This is a genomic window from Waltera intestinalis (assembly GCF_009695995.1).
Lineage (GTDB): Bacteria > Bacillota > Clostridia > Lachnospirales > Lachnospiraceae > Acetatifactor > Acetatifactor intestinalis.
Map to the genome: position 1 here is coordinate 1 of NZ_VUMU01000025.1, position 11,600 is coordinate 11,600.

An 11,600-nucleotide genomic window follows, 5' to 3' on the forward strand; every position below is an offset into this window, starting at 1 on the left:
CAAACATCCTGATATCCATGATTTTGGGCCTAGGGGAATGGCATAGACTTAGATAACATCTCTATGAAAAAAAGAAAATGTAAGAAAAAGCGAGTTAACAAGAGAAAAACAAAGATTATTATGGGAGTTAATAAATATGCGGCAAGGTATTCTTAAATAAACTGTCAATTTGATAGTGGGAACAAAAAGTAGCAGTCCCGTTTCACTTTTAATATGGGGCTTAGTTTTTTGTACCCAGTTTAAGAATACTTTTATCATGTAATTTTATATGCCCGAAAACATATAAGTGTTTTGGGGCTATTGGAGTTATTTACCCAGTGATAGGAGTATTTATCACTGGGTATTTTTATGCCCTTTTTTGGGTGTTGATAGGAGGAAAATCACATGAAAATAATTAACTTAGGCATTCTGGCTCACGTTGACGCAGGAAAGACAACATTAACGGAAAGTTTATTATATACCAGTGGTGCAATTGCAGAACTAGGGAGCGTAGATGAAGGCACAACAAGGACAGATACAATGAATTTGGAGCGTCAAAGGGGAATCACTATCCAGACAGCAGTGACATCTTTTCAGTGGGAGGATGTAAAAGTCAACATTATAGATACGCCAGGCCATATGGATTTTTTGGCGGAAGTATACCGTTCTTTATCCGTTTTAGACGGAGCAGTATTATTAGTTTCTGCAAAGGATGGCATACAGGCACAGACCCGTATACTGTTTCATGCACTACAGACAATGAAGATTCCGACAATCTTTTTCATCAATAAAATTGACCAAGAGGGGATTGATTTGCCAATGGTATATCGGGAAATGAAAGCAAAGCTTTCTTCGGAAATTATAGTGAAGCAAAAGGTTGGGCAGCATCCCCATATAAATGTAACGGACAATGACGATATGGAACAGTGGGATGCGGTAATTATGGGAAACGATGAACTATTAGAGAAATATATGTCAGGGAAACCGTTTAAAATGTCAGAACTGGAACAGGAAGAAAACAGGAGATTCCAAAACGGAACGTTATTTCCCGTTTATCACGGAAGCGCTAAAAACAATCTGGGGATTCGGCAGCTTATAGAAGTGATTGCCAGTAAATTTTATTCATCAACGCCTGAAGGTCAATCTGAATTATGCGGGCAGGTTTTTAAGATTGAATATTCAGAGAAAAGGCGGCGTTTTGTTTATGTGCGTATATATAGCGGAACATTGCATTTGAGGGATGTTATTAGAATATCTGAAAAAGAGAAAATAAAAATCACAGAGATGTGTGTTCCGACAAACGGTGAATTATATCCATCCGATACAGCCTGCTCTGGTGATATTGTAATTTTACCAAATGATGTTTTGCAGCTAAACAGTATTTTGGGGAACGAAATGCTGTTGCCGCAGAGAAAATTTATTGAAAATCCTCTCCCTATGCTCCAAACAACGATTGCAGTAAAGAAACCTGAACAGCGGGAAATATTGCTTGGGGCACTTACAGAAATTTCAGATGGCGACCCTCTTTTAAAATATTATGTGGATACTACAACGCATGAGATTATACTTTCTTTTTTGGGGAATGTGCAGATGGAAGTCATTTGTGCCATCCTTGAGGAAAAATATCATGTGGAGGCAGAAATAAAAGAGCCTACTGTTATATATATGGAAAGACCGCTTAGAAAAGCAGAATATACCATCCACATAGAAGTCCCGCCAAATCCTTTCTGGGCTTCTGTCGGGTTGTCCATAGAGCCGCTCCCTATTGGAAGCGGAGTGCAGTATGAAAGCAGAGTTTCACTTGGATATTTAAATCAATCGTTCCAAAATGCGGTTATGGAGGGGGTTCTTTATGGCTGCGAGCAGGGGCTGTATGGATGGAAAGTGACAGACTGTAAAATCTGTTTTGAATATGGATTGTATTATAGTCCTGTAAGTACCCCCGCAGACTTTCGGCTGCTTTCCCCTATCGTATTGGAGCAGGCTTTAAAAAAAGCAGGGACAGAACTATTAGAGCCATATCTCCACTTTGAAATTTATGCACCGCAGGAATATCTCTCACGGGCGTATCATGATGCTCCAAGGTATTGTGCAGATATTGTAAGTACTCAGATAAAGAATGACGAGGTCATTCTGAAAGGAGAAATCCCTGCTAGATGTATTCAAGAATACAGGAACGATTTAACTTATTTCACAAATGGGCAGGGAGTCTGCTTGACAGAGTTAAAAGGATACCAGCCAGCTATTGGTAAATTTATTTGCCAACCCCGCCGCCCGAATAGCCGTATAGATAAGGTTCGGCATATGTTCCACAAGTTAGCTTAACAGCTTGCAAAAGTCATATAAAATGAGATTTGAAAGGAGAATGTAACTTCATGTTTGCTAAAAATTCAAAGGCATATTCTGTCTACCTGCTGTTCCGATTTGTCTGTTCCCTGGCGGTTTCTATGTCCACAGTGCTTTCCATCGTGTACCACCTGGAGGTGGTGCAGCTGGATGCTTTCCAGCTTGTCCTGGTAGGGACGGTTCTGGAGACCTCCTGCTTTCTGTTCGAGATACCCACCGGTGTGGTGGCGGATTTGTATAGCCGTCGGCGCTCGGTGCTGATTGGAATGTTCCTCTACGGCCTGGGCTTTCTGATGGAGGGTGCGCTACCGTGGTTCGCGCCGGTTCTGCTGGCCCAGGTTGTCTGGGGTTGCGGTGATACCTTCATCACCGGCGCTCTGGAGGCGTGGATTGCCTCGGAGGAAGAGGACAAACCCATAGACAAGGTGTTCCTGCGGGGCAGTCAAATGGGGCAAATCGGCGGCGTTCTGGGCGTGGTGCTGGGCACACTGCTGGGAAACATAAACCTGCAAATGCCTGCCATCTTGGGGGGCAGTTTGTGCTTGTTGTTGGGGCTGGTGATGGTTCGCATCATGCCAGAAACCAACTTCTCCCCTGCTATTGAGGAACGGCAGGGCTTGCTTAAAGACTTTGTCTGCCTGTTCAAGCTCAACCTGGGCTTTGTGAAAGGCGCACCTGTGTTGCTGGCGCTCTTAGCAATCACACTATGCGGGGGACTTGCCAGTGAAGGCTTTGACCGGCTCTCCACCGCTCATTTTCTGGATGACACGGTAATACCCGTTATCGGGCCGCTGAACAGCGTCACTTGGTTCGGTGTTATCAGTCTTATCGGCAACGGCTTAGGTATTCTGGCTTCTCAGTTGCTCATCGCCCGCATGGAGAAAAAAGGGACTGTCAGCCGAACCAGTGTGGTCATGTCCACCAGCGCCGGGTATATCCTGTGCCTGGTTCTCTTCGCGGTGGGGCGGAGCTTTTGGTTCATGTTGTTGGTGTTCCTGCTGGCGGGGCTTATGCGCACCATCAAGGAGCCTGTGCTGGCCGCCTGGATGAACGACCATGTGGATGAGAAAATGCGCGCCACAGTCTTTTCCACCAGCGGACAGCTGGACTCTTTCGGGCAGATCATCGGCGGGCCTATTGTGGGGCTGGTAGCCCAGCAGGTGTCCATACCCTGGGGGCTGGTCTGTACCGCTTTCCTGCTGTTGCCCGCGCTGTTCTTAGTGCCGGTGGCGGGAAAGAAGCGGGATTGATATGGCATAGTTAAGTTTACTGACGAGCGGGAGATTACTTCCGCTCGTCTTCATTTAGTAGCGCAAAATTTGAGGACTCTTTATTTCCTTATTCGGTATAGCGGAGGCGGCTGTCAATTCGACATAATTTTCTTGTGATACTTTACCGTACATGAGCATTTGTTTCGTATTTGAAAGAACAAACTCACCAAATAAAAAAAACGATATTCGGGTGGGTTATTTTGTTATACCCTAAATTACCCTCTGAATTTGTTTTTAAATTTGGAAGGATTTTTTTATGTCCTTTTTTCGGGCAGTTATCTATCTGCTCATACGAAGCAAAATTTATCAATACATAGCATATCAGAGAACGGCAGGAAACCAGTTAAAAAAATTTCTGCCAGTGCAACGGTACTTCTCACCTTGAAAGTAGAAGTACAATCTCCATACAATAGAATTACTATTTCCTATAACCGTAAAGGTCACAGAGCCTTTGCGGTTTTTCTTTTGTCGATTTTTGTTGGAAAGTGCCGTAGGGCTGTTTCTGATATGCGGTGTCGTTCTCCGCCTCTCCATCTGGATTTTTTACATTTCAAAAATTCAGATGGGAGGTATTTATGGTGAAATATGCACCAAGAAAGGTATATATCAGAGAAAGTGGCGGCTATGTGGAATTATCCTACACGGAGTTCTGCCGTTGCAGGGAATCCGACCAGACCTATATGGACAAGCTGTTTATCCCCATTCAAGGCTGTCTGCTTGAAGTCGTGAGGGAGCAATACACAGACTTCTACCGTGACAAGGAACGGTGGCGTTATCTGCAAAAATTAGATACAAAGAATAGACTGCTATCTCTCGACGGATTTACGGACAGCGAGGGGAATCCTCTGGACTTTATCACTGATGAAGCGGTGGACATTGCAGAAACCGTTGTCAATGCGGTCATGGTGGACAGGCTGAAAGCCGCCCTGCCTTTGCTGTCGGATAGTGAACAGGAGCTGATACAGGCAATCTTTTTTGACGGACTTTCCGAGCGTGAAGTCGGGGCGAGGTTGGGCATAACCCAGAGCGTTGTAAACAAACGCAAAGCCAGAATCCTAATAAAACTAAGAAAGATAATAGAAAATTCAAATTTGTCTAATTCTAAAAATCAGAATTTTATCTATCTATATTATAAAACACACAAATGTAAAAAGGGAGTTATTTTTATAGATACTCTTCTATAAATCGATTCACCTTTTCAATATTCACCAAAGCAACACCCTTATACTTAAACACTGCATTTGCATCCTTAGCCATTTCAATAAAGGTATTACGGCCTACAGAAAAGAGTTTTGCTCCTTCTTCATAACGCACATACTTTTTTGCGCCACTGCCGACTAAATGCTCTAGTTCCTCTTTGGTACACTTTTTTCTTTCTCGCGGCATTTTTAATCTCCTTTCTATGCCATAATGAAGCTTCTTATTTTATTCTTCCATACCTCAAGAACTGCACCTGCTATTCCAACGAGTGCTGTTAAAACAAACATCCCAAGTATAATTCCCACTAATATTCCAGCACTTGTCCATTGCCCACTCACTACTGCTAACAAAACGCATACAAATAATAACAGATAGACTATTCCAGCACCTAAACTATATATTCTTAAACCTACATCGTATATTCCACCAAGCAGATAAAGCAATAAACAAACTAGTATTGCACCGACCTTCAAAAATACTCTAACCATAACGCTAATTCTCCCTTCATTTTGCTATCACAAATTGAGGCATATCATGATTTACCTCTGCTCGATAATAGCCACTAATTGTACTTGATGCATTAAACAATGCAGCCAATAAATACTTCTTGATGTTTTTGACCTTTGTAGTGTTACTCTGAAAGCATCCAAGAACATATTCAACATGTGAGTAATCCAGTTTAAGAAATTTTGATTTTACAAGTTCTGCCGGATATGAACTGCTTGCTATAACAACATATTCATTTTTGCATAGGACCATCTCCAGGATTAATTCATAAATTCCATGAACAAGATCCTTCTCGTACGAATACCTTGCAAGCAAACAATCATATTCAATGTTCGCTTTTATGATTTCAGAGTATGCCCTCATCTCATCCAATCCCATCCCTTCTTCTGCAGATAAGATAAGATTAGATTTAGTATTACTCATATATGTATTATTTATATTAGTATTAATCTTAAGTGGTGCCTGAATTGACACTTCTTGAGGTTCCAATTCCGACACTTCTTGAAGTGTGATTTCGACACCTCCAGAGGTTCCCAAATCGACACTTCTGACACAAGATTCCTCAGACGATTTTATTGTTTTCCCCTGGAATCTACTATTTTCGGTGCTTTTCAATGCAGCAATCACTACTTTTCCTTCTGAAAAACACGCTTCATCAACTCCTTCCGCTTCGTTTTCGTCAGATATACTACCTATTTTTTCTGACACAGAAGTGTCGATTTCGACACCTCTGGAAGTTCCATGTTCACTAGAAGCGGTCATAAAACTCTTAATATAAAGAATACTTGGCAAACCTAATCCACGCCTTTTTTTCTCCACCAAACCAAATGCTTCTAACTCACCCAAGTATTCAATAGATTTCTTTTTCGAGAAACCTAAAAGTTCCTGAATTTCTTCAATCTTAAAAATAATGAATACTCTCTGTTCTTCATCCAGCCATCCATTCTTTACAGATAAAGACATTCTATCCAAAAGAACACCATATAATATTTTTGAAGCAAGTGACAGAGAAGAGAATTTCTCCTCTGTCAACATTACCTTCGGTATCCTTATAAAACTAAATTGTTCAGCCTCTGCTCCATAGTAGTAGTTGAACTCCATTACTGATCACCTGCCTGATTTTTCTTTTCCTGTTCCTTTTTCCACTGTTCTAAAAGATTCTCTATAACTGATTTAGCTTCCTGCGCTGTATAATATGCAGGGAAATACTTTCTAAGTTGGTTAGATGTAAAATTCAAACGCATAGAAGGTTTTCTTCCTGGCAGATAATCATTTAACACACGAAATACATCTTCTCTCGTAATATTATCTACCATATTCATTTCATCTCTTAATGCAGAAATCTGATAAGACTTAATCACACCATTATCCTTTATATATTCGTAAAGCCACTTCTGAATCTTTTCATCCAAATGCGAAATATCCACTCCGGTCATAACAGCAATGTTTCCACGATCAATTAAATCCAATAGCTCTGGAATTACTTCTGTTAATCGGATAAATCTCTGAACCTGAGCCCTGCTTTCACCTACCTGTTCAGCCAATGCTTCATCAGCTCGTAACTTCGTCTCAATTTGAGACGAAGTTGATCTCATCCCCTGATGTCGCATAGCCTCATATCTCATTCGATATGCAAAAGCTTTTTCACTTGGGAGAATCTCCTCTCTCTGAATATTGCTATCTACCATTGCGATAACAGCATCATCATCTGTCATCTCCTTGATGGTTGCTGGAATAACCAATAATCCAACCTTCTTAGCTGCAAATAGCCTACGATGACCAGAAATCATCTCATATCCACCTTCATCATCCGGACGGACAATTACAGGAGTCAGCACACCATTATGCTCAATGCTTTCAACTAGTTCCTCCATTTTTTCATCATCAACAACCTTAAAGGGATGTCCTTCGAATGGATAAATTTTTTCTACTAATATATCTGTAACCGGATCTCCTGTAGGAACTCCTAATAACTCGTCAACTGATAACATCTTTATTTTTTCGCCTGGTCTTTGCTTCATTAGTTCAATCTCCTGTTCTTATCTTTGCAATTGTAACTTGGAATAAAAAGCTGATTCATCTTCTCTCTGTTCGCTTCATCTTCGATTCTATTCCAAGCATCATCTTTACATTTCTTATAAACCTTAAGTGATATCTGACCTTTGTTATACAAACCTTGAATAAGCGCCAATGCCATAATCACATTCAAATCGTTCTGATTGTATTCAGTCATTTTACTCACCTTCATGTTCCAATAATTCTTTGGTAAGTTCTCCATAAGCAATAGCTACCTTGCCGGAACCACAATGTTCAAAGATACTTTTACCCTCTGCACTTGTTTCAGCTGCCTTAACCGAAATCGGAATATATGTTTCAAAAGTTCCAACCGAATCACTGTAAGTAAGATGAATCTTCTCAAAGATATCTCTTGCGTATACTGTTCTAAAATCCACCATAGTCATTACGATGCCTTCAATCTTCAATTTACGATTCAGTTGTCTCTTTACTTTATTAATAGTAGAAATTAGCTGCTGTAATCCATTCACCGGTAAATACGCTGTCTGAACAGGAATAAGCACACTATCTGCAGCTGTAAGTGCATTAATAGTCATCATCCCAAGAGAAGGCATACAATCAATAATAATGTAGTCATACTTTGCTCTGACTGCATTCACATAGAGCTTCAAAATAGACTCTCTGGCAATTGCATTTACCAGATATACCTCTAATGCTGACAACTCCAGATTTGCTGGCATAAGATCTACACCCTCTGCATGGTGTAAAATTCCCTCCTCAACTGAAATCTCACAATCATTTCCGTCATTCAATATCTTTAACATTACCGTTGATAATGTAACCTCAAGTTCATCCGGATGATCATATCCAAGACTGACTGTCATAGAACCCTGTGGATCCGCATCAATCAAAAGAACCTTCTTTCCTTTTCTTGCAAGACCGATCCCTAAATTTACAGCTGTGGTAGTTTTGCCAACTCCACCTTTTTGATTTGCAATTGCAATAACCTTACACATAAATAATCATCCTCCTAAATCTCATCTCTAAAGTGTTCAAGATACTCGTCTATAATCTTAGTGTTTATCAATACAGTTTTCTTAATGTGATATACTGCTCTAGCTTCATCAGCTAACTTTCGAAATGTATGAACTCCCATAGAATAAAGAATTGCTCCTTCATCTACTCTCACAAATTTCTTTCTTCCATCCTTGATTAGCTGTTTTACTTCCTCAGAACATTCTTTTTTTCTCATGTATCCCATGACTCGTTTCCTCCATCCTTAAAATTCTCAATGTACTCATCCAGCTTGTCCAAATCCACCAATACGGTCTTACGTATTTTCCAACATGCATCTGCTTCCTTCGCTAATCTAACCAATCTATAATATTGAATAGAATAAAACCTTGATGCCTCTCTGTAGGTTGTATACCTTCGCTCAACACGAATGTACTTTTCAAGATCTGGACCATGCCTTCTTTTCTTTGCTTTTTCCAGGTAAATCACCTCCTCTCGGACAACTGTTTATAGCAGTTTGTAATAGTGTGTGGCAGTTTATATGGGCGCATATTGATTTGTATTCAACCAAATTGCAATTTCCCACAATCCAATTTGCCACACAGAGGACACATCATTTTCGAGCGATTTTGCCTGCTTCTATGAACGCGTATGGAGCTCTATGGAGAGTTCCGAGAAAATAAAAAAGACACCTTGTTTCAGGTTTTCACCTGTAACAAAGTGTCTGTATTTTTATCTTAAGCTATCCCTCAAGATACTATATTTACTTGAACAATACGAACGTCTTCATCCGTGATTTTGACTAGTCTACAACACATTTTCACCGTCACGTCTCAAGATTGAACGTGATTTGTTAGATGTTTTGTTGACTGTTTATGTCAGTTTATATCGGTTTATCCGACCCCGTATAACGGCGTAGAATGTCGTAGAAAACCGTCTAATTAAGCGATTTCATCGTCGGGAATACCCAAGAAGAAGAGGTATTGTCCCCTATTATGAAGTATTACCACGTATTTGCTAACTCTCTGCAATGTATTATCATGTATTATTCAGTACCATGCAAGCAAAATTCGTAGTAACTAAGTAGTAAATCAATGATTTTGTAGTTGTAATTCACACATTCAATTTTAAGGACTCTTCCCTAAAATATATCAAGATTGTGTGATAAGTTTTCTATTGCTTCTTTTTTCTTTGCGTCTGTGACCTCCGCATAAATATCCATCGTTGTTTCAATGTTAGCGTGTCCCATGACAGCCTGAATGACTTTTATGTTTGTTTCCTTTTCGCAGAACCTCGTACAAAAGGTATGCCGTAAATGATGACAGGAAAAATGTGGAATAATAACAGGCTGCCGTCTCTCCTTTTTGGCATTGACTACTTCCTCAGCATTATAGTTCTCCAAGATCCTCTTAATCGTCCGATTAACAGTCTGTGGATTATGAATATTACCGAAGCGGTTACAAAAAATGAAGCCTGTCATACCATCAATCACGGTACTGTTGAAACCATTTTCTTTCTGCACCTCATATTCCTCTTTGAATGCATTATAAACCGCATCCATCATCGGAACAGTCCGGATACCCGCTTCTGTCTTTGGAAGTGACACCGCAAATTCTGACTTGCGTGTTTTACTGCCCTCTCTGGCATAATAGGTCACGCTATGATTGATATTGATAAGACGGTTTTCAAAGTCCAAATCTTCCCACCTTAAACCAATCACTTCTCCAATTCTGCATCCGGTTCCCAATAAAACTGTGAATAATGGATGCCAATGGTAAAAGATTGGATTGTTTGCGGTATAATTCATAAAAGCCCTCTGCTGCTCTACCGTCAAAGCGTGTCTAATGCCTTTGTTCTTCCCTGCTTTTCTTTTAATTTCTGCCATGACACCATCAGAAGGATTTGTGCGGATTATTCCGTCACGCACTGCCAACTGAAATGTAGGGTGAAGCACCGTATGAATCGTATCGACTGTATTTGCCTGCAAGTCTTTCTCATTTAACAGATAGTAATAAAAATACATTACATCGGAATACTTTATCTCTCCGATTTTTCTCTGTCCAAATCCGTCCCTTACAAAATGGTCATACATATAATTGTAATTGGAACGTGTTGTCTTGCGTAGGTCATACTTCGTTGACATATATCTGTCAAACACAAAATTCAAAGTTGCACTACCAGCTACATAAACATCTAATCCATCAAGCTGATTTTTTATCAAATCTGCTTCTTTTTGTCTTAGTGTCTGCAAATCTTTGGCATATACAAATCTGCGTTTCTTGAACGGATCAGTGTAAGTATATACATATGTATTATCCGTTCTCTGGGATTCCCCCTTCCGTAATGCTCTGCCTTTGTTGTCTTTTCTTGCTTTTGCCATCTCTACTCCTTTCTTCAAGGAAAGAGATTTTGCACCTCTGCATCCGGTGTCCTAAGTAATAAATCAACACCTGTATGCAATAATTGAGTTATGGTCATTCCGTGACTGTCCGCATATTCCTTTAGCTTTTGCAGCTCGCTATCTGTTACCCTTACACTTAATGTATTCAGTTTTGGGGCATCAGATTTTGGTCTACCCATTTTAGCCATCCGTATGCACCTCCAATCACTTCTATATACCATTATACTTTTCGTATACGAAAAGTCAAGTGTTTTCTACTGCAAAATCTCTTGAATAAAAATCATCACACATATATTCTAAAAGTTTCCAAATATTCCTCAAAAATATCGCAGTTTACAAGCACCAGCTTGTCTACCTTATAGATTGCCTTTGCATCCTTTGCCATCTGCTCAAACTTGCTCTGGCACATACTATACATTTCTGCTCCCTCTTTGTAGCGAACAAACCTCTTTCCATTTTTCATTCGCTCCACAACTATCACCTCTTTCCTAATAAAATAGGCAGCACTTTATCTGCCCATGACAAACAGGAACCCATGCTCCTATCTCTCATCAGCAGATAACAAAAAATCCATACAGGTGACAGGTCATTACTCTGTCCACATCGGTATCGCACCGTCATCCAAATTGACCGGATTTCTCCGGAAGTATCATTATCAAAAATATGTATCTTTGCCCCGTGCAACTGCTGCACATTTTGCCAGACTTCCCTCGCTACTTACCTTAACTTCAATACCAGATTTCAGTATTCCTTCGTATGAACCTTCTCTATAAAAGAAAGCAGGTATCTCTTGGCGTGTCCGCATAGTGGCTCCACATATTCCACACGTCCTGTACGCATTTGTATATGAAATTGTCAAGGTACAT

15 protein-coding genes are annotated in these 11,600 nt (G+C 40.2%); 3 read left to right on the top strand and 12 right to left on the bottom strand.

The window, feature by feature from the left end:
• The first annotated feature begins 384 nt into the window (after positions 1 to 384).
• The 3 genes from tet(O) (at position 385) to FYJ59_RS13535 (ending at position 4,780) form a co-directional block, all read left to right on the top strand.
• Positions 385 to 2,304, top strand: a complete 1,920-nt coding sequence (tet(O), locus tag FYJ59_RS13520; RefSeq protein WP_117477955.1) for a tetracycline resistance ribosomal protection protein Tet(O) — start codon at positions 385 to 387, stop codon at positions 2,302 to 2,304.
• A gap of 50 nt (positions 2,305 to 2,354) precedes the next feature.
• Positions 2,355 to 3,575, top strand: coding sequence for a tetracycline efflux MFS transporter Tet(40) (gene tet(40) / locus FYJ59_RS13525; protein WP_154498808.1), 1,221 nt, complete (start codon positions 2,355 to 2,357; stop codon positions 3,573 to 3,575).
• A 596-nt stretch (positions 3,576 to 4,171) separates the two neighbouring features.
• Positions 4,172 to 4,780, top strand: coding sequence for a sigma-70 family RNA polymerase sigma factor (locus tag FYJ59_RS13535; RefSeq protein WP_154498811.1), 609 nt, complete (start codon positions 4,172 to 4,174; stop codon positions 4,778 to 4,780).
• Here the strand turns inward: FYJ59_RS13535 and FYJ59_RS13540 are convergent.
• The 12 genes from FYJ59_RS13540 to FYJ59_RS13980 form a co-directional block, all read right to left on the bottom strand.
• Positions 4,761 to 4,982 carry a DUF6462 family protein gene (locus FYJ59_RS13540; RefSeq protein WP_154498816.1) on the bottom strand — a complete coding sequence of 74 codons (222 nt, stop codon included), beginning with the start codon at positions 4,980 to 4,982 and terminating at the stop codon, positions 4,761 to 4,763. The two genes, FYJ59_RS13535 and FYJ59_RS13540, sit on opposite strands and share 20 nt — an antisense overlap.
• A 14-nt stretch (positions 4,983 to 4,996) precedes the next feature.
• Positions 4,997 to 5,284 carry a hypothetical protein gene (locus FYJ59_RS13545; RefSeq protein WP_154498819.1) on the bottom strand — a complete coding sequence of 96 codons (288 nt, stop codon included), beginning with the start codon at positions 5,282 to 5,284 and terminating at the stop codon, positions 4,997 to 4,999.
• Positions 5,285 to 5,300: 16 nt separating this feature from the next.
• Positions 5,301 to 6,404, bottom strand: coding sequence for a DUF6017 domain-containing protein (locus FYJ59_RS13550; protein ID WP_154498821.1), 1,104 nt, complete (start codon positions 6,402 to 6,404; stop codon positions 5,301 to 5,303).
• Complete coding sequence (locus FYJ59_RS13555) at positions 6,404 to 7,324, bottom strand: ParB/RepB/Spo0J family partition protein (RefSeq protein ID WP_154498832.1); 921 nt, start codon at positions 7,322 to 7,324, stop codon at positions 6,404 to 6,406. Before FYJ59_RS13555 ends, FYJ59_RS13550 begins: the two co-directional genes overlap by 1 nt.
• Positions 7,324 to 7,536: a hypothetical protein gene (locus tag FYJ59_RS13560; protein WP_154498834.1), complete on the bottom strand. Its 213-nt coding sequence runs from the start codon at positions 7,534 to 7,536 to the stop codon at positions 7,324 to 7,326. Before FYJ59_RS13560 ends, FYJ59_RS13555 begins: the two co-directional genes overlap by 1 nt.
• Position 7,537: 1 nt before the next feature.
• Entirely contained in the window at positions 7,538 to 8,335 is a 798-nt protein-coding gene (locus FYJ59_RS13565; protein ID WP_154498837.1) for a ParA family protein, read from the bottom strand.
• A 14-nt stretch (positions 8,336 to 8,349) separates the two neighbouring features.
• Entirely contained in the window at positions 8,350 to 8,580 is a 231-nt protein-coding gene (locus FYJ59_RS13570) for a DUF6462 family protein (protein ID WP_205839558.1), read from the bottom strand.
• The gene (locus tag FYJ59_RS14525) at positions 8,568 to 8,822 is read right to left on the bottom strand and encodes a DUF6462 family protein (protein ID WP_408646210.1); all 255 of its coding nucleotides are present in this window, start codon (positions 8,820 to 8,822) and stop codon (positions 8,568 to 8,570) included. Before FYJ59_RS14525 ends, FYJ59_RS13570 begins: the two co-directional genes overlap by 13 nt.
• Positions 8,823 to 9,474: 652 nt before the next feature.
• Complete coding sequence (locus FYJ59_RS13575) at positions 9,475 to 10,713, bottom strand: tyrosine-type recombinase/integrase (protein ID WP_112483068.1); 1,239 nt, start codon at positions 10,711 to 10,713, stop codon at positions 9,475 to 9,477.
• Between the two features lie 14 nt (positions 10,714 to 10,727).
• Positions 10,728 to 10,922, bottom strand: a complete 195-nt coding sequence (locus tag FYJ59_RS13580) for a CopG family transcriptional regulator (RefSeq protein ID WP_066548902.1) — start codon at positions 10,920 to 10,922, stop codon at positions 10,728 to 10,730.
• 95 nt (positions 10,923 to 11,017) lie between these two features.
• Positions 11,018 to 11,197: a DUF6462 family protein gene (locus FYJ59_RS13585; RefSeq protein WP_154498841.1), complete on the bottom strand. Its 180-nt coding sequence runs from the start codon at positions 11,195 to 11,197 to the stop codon at positions 11,018 to 11,020.
• Between the two features lie 192 nt (positions 11,198 to 11,389).
• On the bottom strand, positions 11,390 to 11,600 hold a 211-nt coding region (locus FYJ59_RS13980; RefSeq protein ID WP_205839559.1), incomplete at its 5' end, for a hypothetical protein.